The organism is Pseudoalteromonas sp. AOP7-A1-14 (assembly GCF_052376275.1).
Taxonomy (GTDB): Bacteria; Pseudomonadota; Gammaproteobacteria; order Enterobacterales; family Alteromonadaceae; genus Pseudoalteromonas.
Genome location: NZ_JBQSVO010000037.1, coordinates 1 through 20,896, shown reverse-complemented (window position 1 = coordinate 20,896; position 20,896 = coordinate 1). Strand labels below are relative to the sequence as shown.

Below are 20,896 nucleotides of genomic sequence, written 5' to 3'. Positions count from 1 at the left end.
ATTATCATTGGTTGTAGTATTTATTTCAACTCCGAAAAGGCTTCGGATCAATCCAAAAACGACAAAGATACTTTTAGATGAACAACGGACTAAATAATCGTAATGCATGGCACCAACAACTCCCTATGTTTAGCAAAGTTGTTAAGACTCTGATCTCAAATCCCTCTGGCTCTATCGCGTTATGTCATTGTCAATTTGACGCCTTTGTTGGCAACGGTAGTGAGCAACCCTATGCCATACTAGGCATGTGCATAACAGGAGGAGGACGTACCAAAAGAATAACTGATAAAACGAAATTGGATGACATTTGGCGTCCCGGTCGATTAGGCTTAGCTCTTCCAAGCCCAACAGCGAAAGGTTTTACGCCAGCAATGGAAATGTTAGGCATTGCTTTTAATTTGCATGAACTCCCAGCTTGTCACGGCAAAAAAGTAACGGCTGAAGATTTACAACAGATTAGTAATCATTTATTTAATGATGAACTAGTCTCTGCAATCATGATTGCTTTATTGCGTGACGCCGAGATTCACGGCGGTACATCTGCATTTTTTGAACATGGCTTGTCGCTTGCATTACACCATTTAGTAACAAAATCGACGACTTGTTTAACAACCAAAAGTGCTTCTAAACTAAATCATACTTTTGACTATATTGAAGCTCACCTTGGTGATGATATTCGCATTAGCGAACTGTCAGCAATATCGGGGTTGAATACAAAAACATTAACTCGCCTGTTTCGCCAAGAAACAGGCTATACACCCTATAAATACTTAACTATTAGACGTATGGAACGCGCAAAAGAATTGTTAGCGCTGCGCACCTCTATTACGAATATTGCGACAACCGTTGGCTACGCTAATCCGGCAAAATTTTCAGCAGCATTCACTCGCTGGGTTGGGTGTACACCGTCCTTATGGAAGCAACAACATCATTAATCAGCGAAGAGAAGCTGCAGCTCACTTATTTAGTAAATATTCAAATATAAAATTACAACACCAATGACAGCTATGCTCTTGGTACAACGAACAAATCTACTTTTTTATTCACTCTTTTAAAGCTATTGATACCAAGAACTACCGCAGCTAATGCCAATCCAGTGCTTAACAAGAGCCATATATTATCAACTCCGGCGCGATTACCCCACCAACCATAATTAACAATAAAATAGCTAAATGGCACCACGGCAAACCAGTAAACCACCAATATAACTAACAACGGACTCATAAACTCTTGTAAGCCACGTAGAATACCAGCAGCAACAATTTGAATTGCATCAAACAGCTGAAAAAGAGCGACATAGAGTAATAAACCGCTCGCCAACATTAGTACTTTTTCATCATGACTAAAAGCCTGTAATATCAATTGACCAAAAGTCATAATCACTAAAGCGGCAATTACACCATACAAAAAAGCAATATAAATAGCAGCCTTGGCAGTTAATCGACGACTTAGGTAATCGGCTGCATTAGGAAAGCTTGAAATACGAATCGTTGTCGCACTACTAAGCGCCAAAGGGATCATAAAAGCAACCATAGCTATATTGATTGCAATTTGATGCGCAGCTACTTGCTTAACACCCAACGACGATGCAAAAAATGCCAGTGTCGTCAATGCCAGTACTTCTGCTACCAATGCGACGCCAATTGGAAAGCCATCTTTTAGTATTTTTTTCGCATCATTATCACGGCTCTTTCGTTGCGTTTTTTGAGATACTTCAGGGACTGATTTTTGCACCCAATTTCTCATCATTAAGAAGGCTATATAAGCGCTAATTGCGGTAGCAACGCCACATCCCGCACCTCCAAGCCCCGCCAAACCAGGAACGCCAAAGACCAGTACTAAATTTAATAGCGTATTAATAACTAATAAAAAAATAACAGTTTTAATTATAGGAAGCAGAGTACTATTGCCTTCACTAATAAATCGATAAAGTAACGTATACACCAAGCTAGGCAAAGCAAAGGCAACACTATGCAAATAATTTTTACAAATAGTTGCCACTGCTGCATCTGCAATCATCCAAGGCGCCAAAAAAGCCAGTAATTGCACTAATAAAAAACCAACAATAGCCAACCAAAATGCAGCTTTTTTCCCTTGTAGAAATAATCGGTATATTTGATCTCTTTTATGGCTTGCAACCAGTTCAGAAGTTTTAGGAACTAACACATACATAATACCGGTAAATAAAATAAATACAGGGGTCCACATATTACTGCCCAAACCAACACCAGCTAAGTCATTATAATGAAATCGCCCCGCGATCATTGTATCTATTAGGCCAAGAGAGGCCTGACATAGTTGAATAAATATTAGTGGTAAGGCAAGTGCCAATAGTGGCCGGTAAATAGTAGAAATTAGCGGCATATATCCGCCTCCTGTGGATAAAAAAGATGACAAAAAGCCGCTTCAATAATCACTTTCTTGCAAAATAAGACGTACAAACTTTAGCTACTCCAATAACTTATAAGCCAAGTCGTGTATCAGAAAACGAATATTCATTTAGCTATTTAGTAACAAACATGAACTTGATAACAGAGCCTTATCCTAGCTGATTAAGCCACCAAACACAACTGAACACACAAATGATAATTACTTGCATTTAACAAGCGTTCGTATATCATCTTTATTGTGCATAAATTTAAAGCGCTGCAAGAACACCAAATAGCTAAATAAAGCGGTTCACTTCATTGATCACGCAGTAATTATTTTACCATTTGTATGAGTTGGATAACGTTCAAAAAATAAAAAGGAAGGTTGAGAGGATGACGAAAAAGTCAATTTTAAATTCGCAAGAACTCGATGATTTTGAAAAAGAATTACAGAGTCTAGGGATTATCAACACAGTAACCGAAGAACATTTTCAACATAATCATAGCGAAAATGAACAATCACTTTCTAGCGCTGAAGAACGGGCTTGGATGCTACACCAACAAGATCCATTAGCCGCTTCAGGGCCATTCGCAGCAGCGTTAAAGCTCACCGGAAATATAGACCTAACACAGTTATCTGATGCATTAACACGCCTTTATCAAGGCGATTCAAACCTGAATGTAGTTTATACATTGGATAGCGACGGTGAGTTAATCAAAACTCATAACACGACACAAACTTTCCAAGTAGATATTATTACTATCAATACAGATGATGAGGCCATTAATTTCTTATTACAAAAGCAAAGTATCGCTATCGATTTAGCAACTCAACCAGCAATTAAGTTTTGGTTATTGACAAAGTCTGACAACGAAGTTGTATTAGCCATTTTAGGTCACCACATTTTACTTGATGATAGTGCTTGGAAGCCTATTTTCACGGCAATTAATGCTTACTACCAAAAAGAAGACATTCCTCTCGGTATTCAAACAGCTTCAACAACAGCAAATAATGTCGCCACGACCAAACAATACTGGGCCGACAAACATCCGCAAGGATTTACTCGCACAACTTTACCTGCGCTTTTTTACGTAACACAGAACAACAATACAACAGTGTATAACATTGCCACTAAACCAATTACGCGACTAACAGTAAAAGCGAATCGGTTTTACACAGACATTACTACCAGCAAAATCGAAGCACTAAGCATAGCCTCGCAGGCCTCTGCATTTCAAACACTATTAACCTTGTTTGGTTTGTACCTAAATCAACTCTTTGAGAAAACGGCTATTGACTTATTAGTGCCAGTGATAAGCGCCAATGAAATTATCAATTTAAACCAAATAGAGTCTAGTTCCAACGTTATTCCGGTCACCATCACTAACTCTGAACAATTGGTTGTGCCTGCAATCACAGAGTTACGTAACAATTTGCTCAACGGTATTGCTCATAACTTACCGATTGAACAAATTTTCTCTGCGACCAAAACCCCCAGGCACTCACTCCCCAACATTTTAGTTACCCAAATAGATGATGCCGCTAACTATCTCAAGCTTGATGGTATAAAGGTAGCAACGTTAGCTATTCCACCAATAGCTTCTGACTACGATATAACTTTGGCGATTCAATTTGAAAGTGATGGCCATGGTCGACTGGAACTAACGACGGGAGACACTATTTCAACCACTATAGGCGCATTTTTGCTTGAACAGTTTGTTGTTTTTATAGAGAAAATTCAGATTGACGACAACATCGCCATTACCCCATTATTCAGCCGTGAATCTATGCTGGCAAACAACGATCCGACGCCACACAGGCCTTCTCTTTTAAATAAAACTATGGATGTCAACCGGCAATTCATTGTTAATGCTATTCTAGGCGAATTTAAAAATGTGCTTAACCATCAAGTAATTGATATTAATGATGATTTCTTTGAGTTAGGTGGTCACTCACTGCTCGCTACACGTGTTATTGGCAAACTAAAAACTCAGCATCAAATTGACATCACCATTAGTGATTTTTTCAGTGCACCTTCCGCACACGCATTAGCTGAGTTTGCCCAGTATTCAGATCATTCATTGACCACTGAGCTTACCCCCTATCTTGACGAAGAAATCATTGCGCCACTATCATTAGTGCAAAAGAGTTATATGGCAACATTTGATAATGGCCGTAATTCCATGTTCAATATACCTTTTACACTTAAACTGTCAGAGCAGGTTAACGAAGATGCTTTCCATCAAGCATTCACTGACGTAATAACTCGCCATCATGCCTTGCGTACTTTACTTATTCAGGATCAGCACGAAACCATTTTACAGCGGGTTATTGCAGCCTCTAGTATCAATAATTTTCAATGGTTTTTCCCCTCTGCGACACAAGGAGCAAGTAGCGCCTCGGAGTTATTGGCTCAAGAAGCAAACTACAGCTTTGATCTATTCAATGAATTACCGCTTAGAGTTCGATTTGTCTACGATGAGCAGGGACAACACTATCTTTGTTTATTAATTTATCACAGTGTCTTCGATGAATGGTCTACCGGCGTACTATTTAATGATCTATTTTACGCCTATAGCCAATACGTTACGGGTAAAAAACCAACATGGAAAGCAGCCGTTGCGCAATTTCACCAATACGCGTTAGCACAAAACCAGTCGGACAGCACGGCACAACATTTACAATACTGGTCACAATATCTAGGAAAAGTTGAACAAGCTTCTCCCTTGTTTTATCAACAGAGTAAAGCAAATGAGCAGTCAGTTACAGGCGATTCTATAACGTTTTCATTTACTAACAGCGTATCAACTGGGTTCAATAAAATAGCAAAAATAAACAAGTCTTCGCTGTTTCATGTCATCTATGCAGCGATATCTTTAGCGCTCTATTACCTAAGCTCAAGTAAAAAACTCTTGGTTGGGACCTCGACTTACGGACGAGATGATCCTCGTTATCAGGATACGGTTGGGTTGTTCACCAATGTAATACTAAATCAGGTCAAATTTTCAGAAACACTCACAGTAAATGAACTGATCAGCCAAGTTAAAGACGACATTCATGCTTCTTTACCCTACAGCGATGTTCCATTTGTAAATGTTGAACAAGCAGTGGCAGCACAACCGCTTGCCACAAGTGCTGACAATTTATGTGAAGTATATATTCAGTTCCATCAACAAAATATTTTGAATACCGCCATTGCATTAGAAAACGGTCATAAAGTTGATTTTGAGCTCCTTGAACCAGAGCGAAATATAGCCAAGTTCGGCCTACATTTTGAAGCCTATGAAAACTCACAATCTACAGATGAGGCGATTAAAGTAATACTGACTTATCGCAAGTGCAACTATAGTCCTGAGCAAGCTGCACTGATAAAAAATGTCACAGAAACGGTGTTTCAATCACTAGCTCAGAACGCAGGAACGTTTGATTTAACGTTAATGGACGTTAGAAAAACACTGACCTGCCTCTGCTTATAATAGGTTGCTAATTAATCAGCAAGGATTATCAAATATGTTTTCTGACAAAGATATTAAAAACGGGTTCGTTCCTTTTCCAACTGATCGCGCTGAAATCTATCAGCAGTCTGGGTGCTGGGAAAATGAAACTCATATACAACTACTTGAGCGGATTAGCCAACAGTATGGCAAGCAACTCGCAGTCAGCCAAGCTGACAAAACCTTAAGCTATCAAGCGCTCTATGACTATGCGGCAAAATATGGTAGCTACTTACATAAACAAGGCATTCAAGCTGAAGATTTTGTTGTTATTCAATCTCCTAACGTTATTGAGTTTTTTATAGTGCTATTTGGCTTATATTACATAGGGGCACGTCCTGTATTTTGTTTAAACGGGCACGGGGCTTATGAGATTGAAAATATTGCCATCAATAGCCGTGCTGTAGGTTACATAAAAATCAATATGGCAGGTCAACCAGCAAAAGACGCCATAGATATCACACAAGGGTTTAAGGAACCTAACTTTAAACTTTGGTTTAGAGAAACCCTCACTAGCGAGACGATACTGGCGCAGTCATTTACACACCTCAGTGAAGATACACCGCACCTCGAACAGTTTAATGGTAGTGCATACGCCGTGGCTTTTTTACAGCTTTCAGGTGGAACAACTGGACTTCCTAAATTAATCGCTCGTACTCATGCAGACTATTTATACTCAGTAAAACAAAGTGTCGCTGTCGCTAAACTCAACAGTAATAGTAAGCAGCTAATCGTGTTACCCGTTATGCATAACTTCACCATGAGTTCGCCAGGCTTTTTAGGGGCATTTTTTGTCGGCGCCAGCGTTTATTTAACCACTGACTCCAGCCCAACAACCTGCTTTGCTTTAATTGAAAAACAGGGTATCGAGCAAGTCTCGCTGGTTCCTTCCTTGGTCCATTTATGGATTAATTCACCGCAACTTTCACGTTTTAACCTCAATAGCTTAGCAGTTATACAAGTAGGTGGAGCTAAGCTACTCCCTGAGCTCGCTGAGTCCATCAACAACAAATTGCGTGCCAAATTACAACAAGTGTATGGTATGGCTGAAGGCTTAGTGAACTTTACTCAGCTTGACGATAATGAACAGACCATACTTTATACGCAAGGTAAACCACTATCACGCTATGACGAAATCAAAGTTGTCGACGAAATGGGAGAAACACTCGCTAATGAGTCCATCGGCTATATTCTCACACGTGGTCCCTACACTATTAATGGTTACTATAACTCGCCAGAGATTAATCAGCATTGTTTCACCTGCGACGGCTTTTATAACACCGGCGATATAGGCTACCTAGATAAGCATCAGAATATTGTCGTAACAGGGCGTGAGAAAGAACAAATCAATCGTGCCGGTGAAAAAATCACCCCCAGTGAAATAGAAAACCTTATTTTAGGGCACCCTGCAGTAAGCGATGTATCTGTTGTGGGGGTTAAAGACCCTTTATTGGGCGAGCGCTCAAAAGCACAGATTATTTTGCAACAAAATCACACTAGCCATTTGTCATTGCGTGATATTCGCGCCTTTTTGATGAAAAAAAATATCGCCGAATACAAATTACCAGATGAAATTGAACTAGTAGAAAAATTCCAATATACCCAAGTCGGCAAAGTCAACAGACGCCAACTTACCTGTGCAACAAAATAATAGGATAGTCCATTGAATAATGATATTTACGATATTGTCGGCGTTGGTGTTGGCCCTTTCAATCTAAGTTTGGCCTGTATGACTGAACCATTAGCCGACATGCGCTGTATATTTTTTGACAAAAAAAGTAACTTTGACTGGCACAGCGGTATTATGCTTGAGTGGAGTACATTACAAATTCCTTTTATAGCCGACTTAGTTACTTTTGCTGATCCCACTAGTCAGTTTTCATTTCTCAACTATTTAAAATCGCAAGGGCTGCTCTATCAGCATTATATTCGAGAAAACTTCTTTATCTTACGCTCAGAATATAACGACTATTGCCAATGGGCGATTGCACGGCTGAACAATGTGCATTTTGATAACAATGTAGAAAAAATAAGTTATGATGAAAAGTCAAAGATTTACACGGTTGAAACGCGCAACAGCTACAATGTATGTACGCAAGTTAAAGCCCGGCATATAGTACTGGGTACTGGCACAAGTCCCGTTTTGCCTGATTTTTGTCGCTCATTTAAAGGTGAAGTTCATTTCAGCGCAGATTATTTAGCCCACAAGCAAGACTATAAAGATAAAAAGTCCATCACTATTGTTGGCAGCGGACAAAGTGGTGCTGAAATATATTATGATCTTCTGACAGAAATCGACTTACATCAATATCAATTAAATTGGATCACGCGCTCTGAACGTTTCATTGCAATGGATTTAGGTAAATTAACGTTAGAGTTAACATCACCAGATTACACTAACCATTTCTACAATTTACCCGCCCAAAAGCGAGATGAAATAATTCATAAACAAGCGCCATTGTATAAAGGAATCAATCTAACATTAATTAATGATATTTATGATTTGCTGTACATTAAATCGAAAAAATCAGGGGTTGCAACACGATTAATTACCAATACACAACTCAATCAAATTGCACGAAAAGATGACCTGTTTACCTTATATTGCACAAAGCAAGATGTAGATAAAGATTTTACTTTAGAATCTGAAATAATCATCTTGTCACTCGGTTATGAATATAAGATACCGGAGTGCTTATACCCCATTGCTCACCTTCTAAATTGGGACAATAAAGAGCGCCTGCTTCCCAATCAAGATTACACTTTAAACAACGACAAAAATATCTTTGCCCAAAATATTGGCCTATACACACATGGTATTTCAGCGCCAGATCTAGGCATGGGCTGCTACCGAAATTCGATCATAATTAATCAAATTCTCAATAGAGAGGTTTATCCCGTCGAACAAAAAATTTGCTTTCAAGAGTTTTTACCTGAGTAACAAAATAATTATTAATTAAGCAACTAATGGCATAACGCTAAAAATAACATAAAGGCTAAAGCTTAACGGGAGACAAGTATGCAAACACTATCACGCACACTGCCAAACGAATTTTTACTATCGATGAATAAGCTTACTTACGAATTGCAGCAAGTCAGCTATCCGGATGACTTAGCTCTTTTATACCGCTGGATGCATACGGACCATGTTATTCCTCAATGGCAATTAAACAAGCCAGAATTAGAGCTACAAGTATTTTTCGAGAAAATGCTCGCTGATGATCATCAACGGCTTTACATCATGCTAATAGATGGCCAACCCGCAGGCTATGCTGAAATATATGAATGTAAACGTGATCGTATTGCCCGCTATTACAGCGCCGAAGAAAATGATATGGGTATGCATCTTCTGATCGGTGAAAAGCATTTTTTAGGGCGTGGCCATTTAGCGCCCCTGCTGTCCATATTGGCAGACTTTATTTTCAGTAATAGCCCTGACACGACAAAAATAATCTGTGAGCCTGACAATAAAGTCGAACAATTCCATCGCTTATCCAATGGCTTAGGCTACGAAGAGCAGAAAAAGATTAAGTTACCAGAAAAAACAGCCTCGTTGTTTTTCTTTGCTCGTGACAAGTTTTATCACTCTCCTATTTTCAACAAACTAATCAGCAATGATCATCAAAAATTGGAAAACACTTAGTATGAAATTGCCACACTATTTTAATCCGCAAATTACAAATGACATAGCACGTCTAACAAAAGCGCATGCAACCCCATTTTTAATCTTAGATTTGTCGGTTATTGAGCAACGCTATCGCGATATGGTTGAAGAATTTCCTTTAAGCGATATCTTCTATGCAGTGAAAGCCAACCCCGCTAATGAAGTCATTCAGTTATTAGCAAAACTTGGCGCTAATTTCGACATTGCATCATCACCAGAACTGGATAAAGTTCTCGCTTTTAATGTCGCTCCTGAGCGCATTGTCTTTGGCAATACCATTAAAAAGAAAGTGGATATAGCTTATTTCTATAATCAGGGTGTCAGGCTTTTTGCCACTGCCACTGATAGTGAGGCCGATCTGAATAATATCGCTCAGCATGCGCCAGGCTCAAAAGTTTATATTCGGTTACTATTTGACGGCTCGTCGAGTGCAGATTGGCCTTTATCTAATAAATTTGGTTGCTCTTGTGAGGTGGCTGCAGAGCTGGCCGCCAAAGCTAAAGCGCTTGGACTTGTACCTTATGGTATATCCTTTCATGTTGGCTCACAGCAGCGTGATATTGCGACTTGGCGACAAGCTATTGAGGCTACAAGAGCGCTATTTGATGAGATAAAACATAAGCACAACATCCAGTTAGAAATGATCAATCTTGGTGGTGGGTTACCAGCTCATTATATTCAACAAACCGACGACTTTAAAACCTATGCCATGTCGATCCATCAATTTTTAAAAGACAGTTTTGCAGATAAAATGCCTCGCATCATTATTGAGCCAGGTCGTTCATTAGTCGGCGATGCGGGTATTTTAGTATCAGAAATTGTCTTGATCACTGATAAATCTATAAAATCAAGCGCCGCCGAACGATGGATTTATACAGATGTCGGCACTTTTAATGGTTTAATAGAAACGCTCGGAGAATCAATAAAGTACCCACTGTTAACAGCCAAGGAGGGGGTAACTCAACAGGTCGTTTTAGCTGGACCAACTTGCGACAGCTTGGACATAATGTACCAGCATCATCAATACCAATTACCTTCATCACTGGCGATTGGCGATCATTTATTCTGGCTATCTACTGGCGCATATACAACAAGTTATAGCGCAATTGAATTTAATGGATTTGCGCCATTGGCCTACCACGTCGTACCTGAGTTATGAAGGTTTACCCTATAAATTAGCAAACCAACCCCCTGTAACTAGCAAGGTTCAGCGGCTACAGATACAAAAAAAACACCATTATAACGCCATAGTGTAAATAAGGACTTTATGAACAACCGTACTCCAATTAAAGAAATAGATAAAAAGTTAGATATTATTGAACATGTTAATCAAGATCATACAGAAGAGTTATTAACCATAGCGCAGAGTGATCAACCTCAAAAAAATATATTATCGGCAAAAATTCTCGATATATTTCAAGAGGGCGTATTGGTTAAAGTAACCTTAAATAACACTTCTCAAGAAATCGAGAGCTTTATACAGTTTGAAATAGAAGGTGATTTAGAAGAACAAATTCTTTATTTAGCCTATGCCGCAATTGTCAAACAAGGACGTGATTTTAGCGGCTCAGGGAAACACTTTTTTACCATCACCAATAAGCAAAAACTCACTGCCAATATGTTACGTCTGACAGTTAAAAGTGACACACCATTGCCAGAGTATTACCCTGGCTATGCCTATGGTTTTTTATTAAAAAGCATGAAAAAGCCAGCAACTAAAAAAGCCGCGACAAGCAAAAAAAAACACTGGTCAAAAGGGGTATTTGATCGCTTTTTCATATGGTTAATGAAACACTTATCAAGTCAAAGCCGTCAAAAACTACTCTATAATATGAACAAAAATGTTCGTTTATATACATTGCGTAAGTCATGGAAAAGTAGTGATGATGCTGAGTTTTTTGATCAAGGTTACATCGATATTTTTACCCATGGTGGTAGCCTAGGTAGTCTCTGGAGCGAAGCGCTGAGCGTTAATGATATTATTATGAGTCGTTCTGAGACTGACGATAAACACCCCCATTTGAGTGACGGTCAGGCGTTATTAATAGCCGATGAAACTGCTTATCCAGCTTTAGCAGGCATTCTTGAACATTGGCAGAACCCGCAGCCACCGCACATCGTAGTAATAAGTGCAGTTGAAGGTGAACAGGCCTATTTTGACGATGTGTCATTGCCTCAAGATAGTCATATACAAACTGTCGTTTGTGCAGCTGAATGTCAAGGTGACGAAGTCTTAGCAGTGCTAGAGGAGCTTGAAACGATTGATGTTGTGTGGGCCGCATTCGAATCTGAATCAGCCAAGCAAGTCAGACATTATTTACGAAATCAACGCAAAATTATAGGAAAATATAATCACACCAAGGGTTACTGGCGATTGAAAAAAGCTTAACCGAGTCATACCCTAAAGCAAGGACACTGTTATATTAAAAACACATATACAGTGCTCGCCCTTAGCGGTTTAACGAGCATGGTAAACCGCTACTACCTAATTAACTCACTAACTAACCGGTTCGGATTGCTGACTATTTTTATGTGACAAAGCCTTTACGATATCACCAAGCGTGGTTGCTTTAACTAAGCTGTAAAGATCAACATCTGTTGCCAGTGCTTGTGATAGCTGCTTAGCTATTTGATTAAGCTGTTTAGGCCTTAAACCTAGACTTAGAATATCAGTATGTGCAGTTAAATTGGTGGTCTCTTGAGTTTCTAGAGTACTAACAAAGGCTTCGATAACGATTTTCTCTAGCTGTCCAATTGCATTACTCACCAATGATTTATCACTTTGGAGACCTTCATTATACGATGAATCACTATCAGTATAATTTTGATAAATACGTTGCTCAGCCAATATTTTTAACTGCTTTCGGTCAATTTTTCGATTTCCCGTCAGCGGCATACTTTCTACTTGTAACCATCGAGATGGAATATGCGAATTAGGCAGCTTACTCTGTAAGTACTGACGTAAGTTACTTGTACTAACGGACTGATTATTCTCTGTAACATAAACTGCAACCAACTCACTGGTGGCATATTGCGGATTTACACAAGCAAGTGCAATAGTATCGCGTATAGAAGGGTGTTTGCTCAAACTTAACTCAATTTCAGCTGACGCGATCCTAACCCCGCGAATTTTTAAATAACCCTCTTTGCGACCAGAAAAGATAATTTTGCCATCATCACGGAAGTATCCTCGATCACTGGTTTTAAACACCCGTACCGTTTGGCCTTCAGGATTAGTGATCATCGCATAATCATGTTGATTGATTTCCCCCTCTTGAAGGTAACCATTTGCCAAATTAACACCTGACATGCAAATAGTCCCTATAACAAAATTAGGACAGTGCTGATTATTATCATTTAATATGTAGTAACGATTATTTTTCAATGCCATACCATAGGGAATGATTTCTTTATCGAGGGCTAATATCTCGTGCCAAATACTCCAGATAGTTGTCTCTGTGGGTCCTCCAATGGAAAATAATCTAGCTTGAGGTACATATTGGCGTAGCTTTTCAATTACGCTAGGTTTTACGTAGTCTCCTCCTTGCGATACTAATTTAAGCGAGAGCAACTGCCGTGGCTCTGCACAAGCCAGTAACATATCTACAATAGCAGGGACAGAACTCCAAACCGATATCTGATGTTGTGCTACCAGAGAACTCCAATCCATGGCGCTTTTTGTTTGCTCCGTAGTGGGAACAACTAAGCTAGCACCGAGAGACATGGCACCAAATAACTCATATATCGACATATCATGATGAAATGGCGTCACTGCAAACAGCACATCTTCCTCAGTTAACTGCCATGTCTGATTGGTTACTGCTACCACATTCGCTGTCGCAAAATGGTTCATTACTACACATTTAGGCGTACCTGTACTACCAGAAGTGTAAAGGTAATAACCAGGCTCAGCATCACATAGTGACTGACACTCGAGCGTTTCAGACACCTCTGGATTATCAAGAACCTGAGCGATATTGATAGTGTTAATGTCATAATCAAGTGGTTCATCAATGATCGCCAGATCAGCTTGACAATTAGCGAGCATAAATTGAATTCGCTGTATTGGAGATTCCATGTCAATGGGTAACCAAATAATATTACTCAGTGAACATGCCAACGTCACTGCAATATGCTCTGGACTCTTAGGTAAACAAATAGCAACCACATCGCCCTTGTTAATATTTAATGCAGATAATTGATTGATAATCTTAGCAACATGCTTACCCAAGGTTGCATAACTGATCTTTTGCTCAGCATAAATGAGTGCAATGTTGTGATTACTGTTTCCGTATAGATGCTCTTTTATCTTTTCTAAATAATTTTCGACTATAGCCTCAGCTACGTATTCAGAGCCAGGCTCACCTTCAGGAAGCCCTGATGCTTTCGTCGTTACCTGCGTGTATAAATCAGGAGGAGTTATATCCTGTAGATCATTCAAGCTCGACATAGCAAACAAATATTGCTCAACAGTAGACAGCATTTCACTAATCACAAGTGCCGGTAACGCCTGCTCAGCATAATCAAAATCTATCGCAATATCATTTTTCGCAGTTTGACTGATCCGAATATCTAAGGCTAATTGTGGAGTTTGTGTTACACCCGAAACATAGTTAACGTGCTCATACTCGCTTGCTCCCCAACTCAGGCCGTTGGTCACTGCAACTGGTAAGGTAATCATTTTCGCTGTTTTATTAACCAGCAGCTTCCCTAGCTCAATCCCTGAAAACGTCGTATGTTCCATCGCATTTAATACATTACTTTGCAGCGCTTGTGCCTTTTCAATAAAACTGATTTCCGTATTTGCGCGGTATTCAATAGCAATAAATGACGAATGATTACTCAGCTGTTGATGCAATATTGAATTTGAAATAGGCATAGAGAATAATAAATAATGCTCATTTGCCCACAATGCAACCACTTCGAGTAATGCTGCACTCAACACAGAGTTAGGTAGCAACTGATGTTTAGCTCCCATCGCGGCAATGGATTGCCAGAGCATTTTTGGAATAATAATACCCTGTCGTACGTAATGAGGTGCAAAAATCGTTTCTAGATCACGCTTCCAAGGCAAAGTAGTAATACTGTCAACATTCGCCAATTTATCTTGCCAATAGGCCTTATCAATTGTGTTGTTAGTAAAATAGCTCGCCGGTGTCTGTCGCTGGCTCATCACTTGATGTGTTGTTTTACCGTTAAACAACTCACTTAACAAAACGGCAATCGCATAACCATCAACAATAAGACCATCAAAGCTGGTAAATAAAAGCGCACGCTTGTCATCGTGACGCATATTTTCTGGTAATAGCACTAGTCGCATACACCATAGTGGCCGCTCTAGCGGCAGCACACTATGCGAATATTTTTCCCGTAACTGGTTGAGCTCTTGCTGCGCCCTTTGCTGTTCACTATCACGCAGGTCGACTATCTCAATATTTAATATAACTTCTGCTAATATTTCTTGCTTTAGATCATTTTCATTAATCAAAGTGCGCATAACCGAATATTTCTCGGCTAATTGCGACACGGCAGTTTCTAATTCGAAGGCGTTAAAGTGACAATAAAACTCTCTAAAGTCATGCATTGCCACACCGCCGAGTGGAATTTGAGAATTACGACCTAATAGATATGCACGCTGTAACGAATTTAGGGGCTGTGAATCAACAATACGCATTATTTTTCCTTAATATTTTTAATAACACCTCGGCAATATCGTTAGCTATTTCAGGTAGTTTTTCACTGATTTTATTAGCCAAATTATTTGCAGTACGTTCGATAAAAACATCAACCACTGTCAATTCACACCCTTTAAAATACTGATTAACCGCGGCGACTAAGTGAGTTGCAAGCAAAGAGTCGCCCCCACAGCTAAAGAAGTCTTCATCAAGATTGTTGCTACTTATATCGGTGCCAATGGTGTTCGCAAAAATATAGCCGACCGCTTGCTGTAAGGCTGAGCTATTTGAACGAGCTTGCTGAGCTTCACGCTCTTGCAGGCAATCACTCAGCAACGCCTGTTGATCAATGTGACCATTGCTATTGACAGGTAAGGCTGTAGATAAATAATAATGACTGGGCAATAGCTGACGAGGTAACGTTTTCGCTAATTCTTTATGGATCATATGCTGTTGCACAGTATCATTTTCAACCACAACCCCTGCTATTAATATCTTGTTACCTTTATCTATTACGAACTGCACTGAGGCATCTAACACTGCATCTAGTTTTACGATCAATGCTGCAATAGCTTGTAGTTCTATGACATAGCCCTGATTGTCAAGCAACTGCGATGCTGAACCACATCGTTGAATTTCACCATTTTGTTGATAATAGGCAAAATTTCCAGTGTTATGCCAAATAACCCCCTGTTGTTCATAACGAGTGGCTAATGACTCCCCGACTGACGATAAATCGTCAGTACAAATAGCAGCTCCCGCTACCCATAATTGGCCAACGACATGATCCGGGCAATCTTGTTTTTGCTCGCTTAGCACTCTACAGCCAATACTCGGTAAAGGGATACCATAAGTCATAAAAGCAGTTTGTTTAGCCTTGTGTTCGTCGCAAACACTATAACTGGTATAAAGCGCTGCTTGTTTAGCGCTTGCCATTGCAACCAACTGCACACTCGGGTTATGGCTTTGTAATTGCTGCCACAACTGCGTGGCAACGGGCTCAACTCCTGCCAAAACATACGCTAATGATGCCAGTGACTTTTCTTTGGCATTATTGAGTAGCGCACTTAGCTGTGTTGCAGAACAATGCAAAGTATTAATGCGTTGCTGTTGAATACACTGAGCCCACAGTGATGGCGTTACTTTATGTAATTGCTCAACTAGAACTAAAGTACCGCCCGATGAAAACGTAGCAAAGATGTCCAGTGCCACCAACTTTTGAAACGGATTATATAGCGATAACAAACGAGTAGTTTGATCAAAACTAAATGCTGTAATGAGATCAAATAAGCTACTAACAATTCCTTGATGAGTGACCTTAAGAGCCGTTTTATGCTCGGCATCGAGTACAATGTACGCTAGCGATGACTCCGATAACAACTCTTGCACCGTGAAGTTCACTTCACTGAAAGCAGGCTGCTGTACTAATTCAGCATCAGAGAACTGGTTACTAGCGACTGTCTGGTTGTTAGTAACCGAGTACTGACATTGATTTTTCTTATAAGACTCAGTCCATTGATTTGACACATTACCATTAACAACAACGTAGCTGGCCCCTAACGATAAAATAGCAAGTATGGCTGTTATATACGCTTCGCTGTCACTGAGCTCAATTGCCAAACAATCACCCGCCATAACGTGCTTAGCAGTAAGATTAGTGGCGACATTAGTAACATTAGCTGCTAATTGTGCATAGCTAATAGTGTGCTCAGCAAAACACAGCGCGATATTTTCTGGATTATGTTTAGCCTGCTGCCAAAAATCACTATGTAAGGATTTTGTCATTGTTGGCGGATGGCTATACAAATCGCCATGCAGCTGCCGCTTCTGGCGCTGCGTTAAAGGTAACTGTATAGTTAACGGTAATTCTGCCCGTTGTGGCGAATTGGCTAATGCCTCAAGTAGCGCTAGATAAGCAGAAAACATTTCGCTGATAACATGCTCTTTAAATGCCGCAACACGTACATCCCAATTAATGAGTATTCCTTGATTATGCTCAGCCACTTGCACATCCAAATCAACCATTGGCCCTTGCGATACACACCAAACGGGCTTACCTAAAGTGTGTGTAACTGATTCGGGAATAATTTCGCCGTGCTCCAAACCACAAGTGTACACAATCGGGGCTATTTGCGTATCTTCATGTAATTTAGACAAGTCTCTTAGTACATTAATACCTGAATAAGCACTGTGCTGCTGTACTCTTTGACGTTCGTCTGCCAGTCTTTGCAGCATAAGGTTAAACGGTTCATCATCACGCAACTCAACATTCAGTATCACTAGATCGGTAAAGTCACCAACTAAGCAATTAATGTTGTCACTATAAGGCTGACGTTTGAATACTGGCAGATTAAGCCTGAACCGATTAGTGCTGGACCAATTTCCAACAGTGATAGAAAACACCGCTAGCATTAAATTAGACAAGCTCACCTGATGTTTATTGGCAAGGGCTGTTAATGTCTGCTTGTGTTGTTGAGAAAAGGTGTGATGTAAGCTATCGCATGCAAATGTGTCTGATCGAAAATGTTCAGCTATAGCGGGAAGTTTTGGTGGTGGTGCAATGTCCTTGAGCCGCTCTTGCCACCATGCTTGATCGTTCTGAATCGTCTGTTTTAATGTGCTGTCATGTTCTCGTTGGTGAAGGTAACCAAAGTAACTCTGATTGCACCTTGCAAGCTGCGTGTGCTCACCTTTATAAATACTCGCTAATTCTCTATAAATTAACAAAATACTTGATGCATCTGCGGCAATCATATTAACATCAATGTGCAGTCGATGTGCTTGTTCTGGTAATAGCGTTAAACTAAAATAAATAACCTCCCCATGTTCTATCGCCAATTTTTGATGGGCTAAACGAATCCTTTTCTGATGCAGGAATTGCGCAATTTCAACGCTATCAAAATCGCGTAAATCATCAACTTCGATTTGATAATTAGGATCAACATCGGCAATAGTTTGTAGCCCATTATTTGAGATAACCACACCTAACATAGGGTGCATTTTAAATAATACCTGGATTGCTTGGTTCAATACCGTAGGATTAATATTTTGGCCGTCAAATTCGACATATAAATGAGCAGATAGTGCAGTCGATTGCTGTCCAGCCCAAAAGGAATACTGCATTTCTGACAGCGCACATTCACTTAGTTCTGGCTGACTTTTAATAGTATCCAGGTTGAAAGTGGATAATGAAGGCACATCACTCATCATATCACCATCGGTTAGTGGCTTTTGCTCATCACTTTTTTGTGCACGGCTAAGTAGTGCTATCCAATCAATGATCCTAGGCGCTGAAGCAAAATCAACATAATTCAAGGACAGTTGGTATTCTTCCTGAAAAGCATTAACTAACTGCATGATAGCCAATGAGTGCAGACCAAACTCAATCAAATTAGCTGCTACAGGAATGGTTTCATCTGCCAACTTCAAGGTCTGTTTTAGTTGTTCGGTAATTGCTATTTCGAGTTCTATTTTATCTAATTCCATTTTTTACCTATTTTAATTGAAGGAGCAATGATTTCATCCACCAAGCGTTGCGCCACCATCGACCACTAGATCATGCATGGTTATATGACCCGCTTGCTCACTCGTTAAAAAAGTGACTGCATCGGCAATGTCAGCTGTCGTTGCCAATTTTTGCAATGGTATACCTAGCTTGTAATTTTCCATGTCACCGGCAATGGTATGCTGTTCACTACCACCATTAACCCACATATCAGTTTGCATCGACGTAAAAGTAGATCCAGGAGAGACCGAGTTGACTCTTACAGAATATGGCGCCAATTCAAGTGCTAGAGTTTTTGCCATATTAGTTAGTGCTGCTTTTGAAGCGCCATAAGCCGCCATTCCTACCCGAGGCACACGTGCAGCATTAGAAGAAACAAAAACAATACTGCCAGCCCGTCGCTGTTGAAAATGAGGTGTTAACCAGCGCATAAAATAAACCGGCCCAAACAAATTAACAGCGAATGTGTTATGCCATTGTGCAACCGTGGCTTGTTCTATTTTGTTAAACTCTAATACTCCGGCAACACTAACAAAGTAATCTGGCGGACTACTTACCAGCAGCTGCTGACATAGCTCATCAACGCGCGAAGACTGTTTCACATCGCACTCATAAACAAATGGTTTCAGCTGCTCAGGAACGTTACGCTTACTAATATCAAAACCAACCACCCTCATTCCCTGTTCATGAAAACGCTGAAAAATGGCCGCACCAATTCCCTGGTTAACACCGGTTACCCACGCTATTTCTTTACTCTGTTGTTGATTCATCATAAACCTTAAAACTGTGATTATGAGTCACATTGCATCTTCACAAGTTGCGCCAAAAACAGTATGCTCCACTGCACATTTGCAATAATTTAATCAAACTGAAACTTGCCCGTATAAAAACCAAACTGTGTCATTACATTGGTTTACTTACTGCGAATAATGCTTTAGTTAACTAGATACCAAAGAGTCAACCTCGATACTTTCAGTCACCGTGCTCACCACCCCAAGGTTGCGCTGTACGTAACGTAGTGCATACAAGTGATCTTCACGGCTAAAATCAGCTATAGCATCAGCCATAACAAACGGCTTAATATTCTTCATAAAAGCCTCAGCGGCTGTTTGCAATACCCCAATATGCGCATAAATACCGCAAATGATCAGTTGATCGCGTTGCTCTTGCATCATCTGTTCAGCTAGATCGGATAAGAAAAAAGCACTATAGCGCCATTTAGTGAGTAACCGATCACTTTGTTCTGGCTTAAGCGGTATAACGATGTTTGCCAACTCAGGCTTAGCGGTTAAACCTGGGCCCCACATATCGGTTAATAACCCGCGACTCTCATCACTTTGCTCGGCAGGTTGTGCAGTGTAATACACCGGAATTTTCTGTTCTTTTGCCCATGTTTTGAGTGCTGAAATCTGTTTAATAACTCGGCTCATCATAGGACTAGATGGATGGTAAAAATTAATGAAATAGTCTTGCATATCATGGATCAATAAAGCGGCTTTTTTCGGCTCTACAGTCCAGTTAACTTTTGCCGCTGGGTATTCGTCGGCAGTTGGAAATGAATAATCTTGGATCGCTGGAATAGTCATATAGTGGACTCTTGATATTGAGTTAAATTAATTAGTTAGCTGAAAATGCGCCTAGTATGGTCTGTAATTTAGATTCAGTTTCATGCCATTCGGCATCTGCATCTGAGCCTTTGACAATGCCAGCCCCTGCATACAAGGTCATGCGATTATCAAATAATAAACCACATCGAATAGTAACAACCCATTCACCATTGCCTTTTGAGTCCATCCAACCGACTAATCCGGTGTAATAATGGCGGTCATAATTTTCATTCTCGATAATAAAGTTTTTGGCTAGATCCGTGGGTGTACCACATACAGCAGGCGTCGGATGTAAATCTAATGCTAAATTTAATGCATCAGCAGCACCTTGGCGCAACTGGCCTGTAAAGATTGAAGACAGATGTAGCATGCTTGAAGTTTCGAGTATATGTGGCTGCTCTGATATTGATAAATGGCAACAATGAGGCGCCAAGTTACGCGCAATATTGTCAACAACAAATCGGTGCTCATAATTATCTTTACTTGATTGTTGTAAATTTTCTGCATTCTTGCTATTTAGCTGCTCATCGTTAGTACGCCTTGCCGATCCCGCTAATGGATTACTAACTACTTGATTACCC

At 40.0% G+C, this 20,896-nt stretch carries 13 protein-coding genes; 7 read left to right on the top strand and 6 right to left on the bottom strand.

Going from position 1 to position 20,896, the window contains the following annotated elements; genetic code table 11:
- The first annotated feature begins 77 nt into the window (after window positions 1–77).
- Entirely contained in the window at window positions 78–935 is an 858-nt protein-coding gene (locus ACT3RM_RS07890; RefSeq protein WP_441835147.1) for a helix-turn-helix domain-containing protein, read from the top strand.
- Between the two features lie 70 nt (window positions 936–1,005).
- Here the strand turns inward: ACT3RM_RS07890 and ACT3RM_RS07885 are convergent, their stop codons facing one another.
- Window positions 1,006–2,364 carry an MATE family efflux transporter gene (locus tag ACT3RM_RS07885; protein ID WP_441835146.1) on the bottom strand — a complete coding sequence of 453 codons (1,359 nt, stop codon included), beginning with the start codon at window positions 2,362–2,364 and terminating at the stop codon, window positions 1,006–1,008.
- Window positions 2,365–2,762: 398 nt separating this feature from the next.
- Between ACT3RM_RS07885 and ACT3RM_RS07880 the strand changes: the two genes are divergently transcribed.
- From ACT3RM_RS07880 to ACT3RM_RS07855, 6 genes are all read left to right on the top strand, one after another.
- The gene (locus tag ACT3RM_RS07880; protein WP_441835145.1) at window positions 2,763–5,846 is read left to right on the top strand and encodes a condensation domain-containing protein; all 3,084 of its coding nucleotides are present in this window, start codon (window positions 2,763–2,765) and stop codon (window positions 5,844–5,846) included.
- A gap of 34 nt (window positions 5,847–5,880) precedes the next feature.
- Complete coding sequence (locus ACT3RM_RS07875) at window positions 5,881–7,515, top strand: (2,3-dihydroxybenzoyl)adenylate synthase (protein WP_441835144.1); 1,635 nt, start codon at window positions 5,881–5,883, stop codon at window positions 7,513–7,515.
- 12 nt (window positions 7,516–7,527) lie between these two features.
- Window positions 7,528–8,805: a lysine N(6)-hydroxylase/L-ornithine N(5)-oxygenase family protein gene (locus ACT3RM_RS07870; RefSeq protein WP_441835143.1), complete on the top strand. Its 1,278-nt coding sequence runs from the start codon at window positions 7,528–7,530 to the stop codon at window positions 8,803–8,805.
- Between the two features lie 78 nt (window positions 8,806–8,883).
- A complete protein-coding gene (locus ACT3RM_RS07865) occupies window positions 8,884–9,507 on the top strand; it encodes a GNAT family N-acetyltransferase (protein ID WP_441835142.1) in 624 nt (207 codons plus the stop codon).
- Window position 9,508: 1 nt separating this feature from the next.
- Window positions 9,509–10,687, top strand: coding sequence for a type III PLP-dependent enzyme (locus tag ACT3RM_RS07860; RefSeq protein ID WP_441994770.1), 1,179 nt, complete (start codon window positions 9,509–9,511; stop codon window positions 10,685–10,687).
- A 108-nt stretch (window positions 10,688–10,795) separates the two neighbouring features.
- Window positions 10,796–11,917, top strand: a complete 1,122-nt coding sequence (locus tag ACT3RM_RS07855) for a siderophore-interacting protein (RefSeq protein ID WP_441835140.1) — start codon at window positions 10,796–10,798, stop codon at window positions 11,915–11,917.
- Between the two features lie 108 nt (window positions 11,918–12,025).
- Here ACT3RM_RS07855 and ACT3RM_RS07850 read toward each other — a convergent pair whose 3' ends face one another.
- The 5 genes from ACT3RM_RS07850 to ACT3RM_RS07830 all read right to left on the bottom strand — a co-directional run.
- A complete protein-coding gene (locus ACT3RM_RS07850) occupies window positions 12,026–15,202 on the bottom strand; it encodes an amino acid adenylation domain-containing protein (RefSeq protein WP_441835139.1) in 3,177 nt (1,058 codons plus the stop codon).
- Complete coding sequence (locus ACT3RM_RS07845; RefSeq protein ID WP_441835138.1) at window positions 15,189–18,689, bottom strand: condensation domain-containing protein; 3,501 nt, start codon at window positions 18,687–18,689, stop codon at window positions 15,189–15,191. The genes ACT3RM_RS07850 and ACT3RM_RS07845 overlap by 14 nt, the downstream gene beginning before the upstream one ends.
- Window positions 18,690–18,722: 33 nt before the next feature.
- On the bottom strand, window positions 18,723–19,478 hold the full coding sequence (gene dhbA / locus ACT3RM_RS07840; RefSeq protein WP_441835137.1) for a 2,3-dihydro-2,3-dihydroxybenzoate dehydrogenase: 756 nt from the start codon (window positions 19,476–19,478) through the stop codon (window positions 18,723–18,725).
- 168 nt (window positions 19,479–19,646) lie between these two features.
- Window positions 19,647–20,294, bottom strand: coding sequence for an isochorismatase family protein (locus tag ACT3RM_RS07835; RefSeq protein WP_441835136.1), 648 nt, complete (start codon window positions 20,292–20,294; stop codon window positions 19,647–19,649).
- A 31-nt stretch (window positions 20,295–20,325) separates the two neighbouring features.
- Window positions 20,326–20,896: isochorismate synthase (locus tag ACT3RM_RS07830; RefSeq protein WP_444511354.1), on the bottom strand; the 571-nt coding region annotated here is incomplete at its 5' end.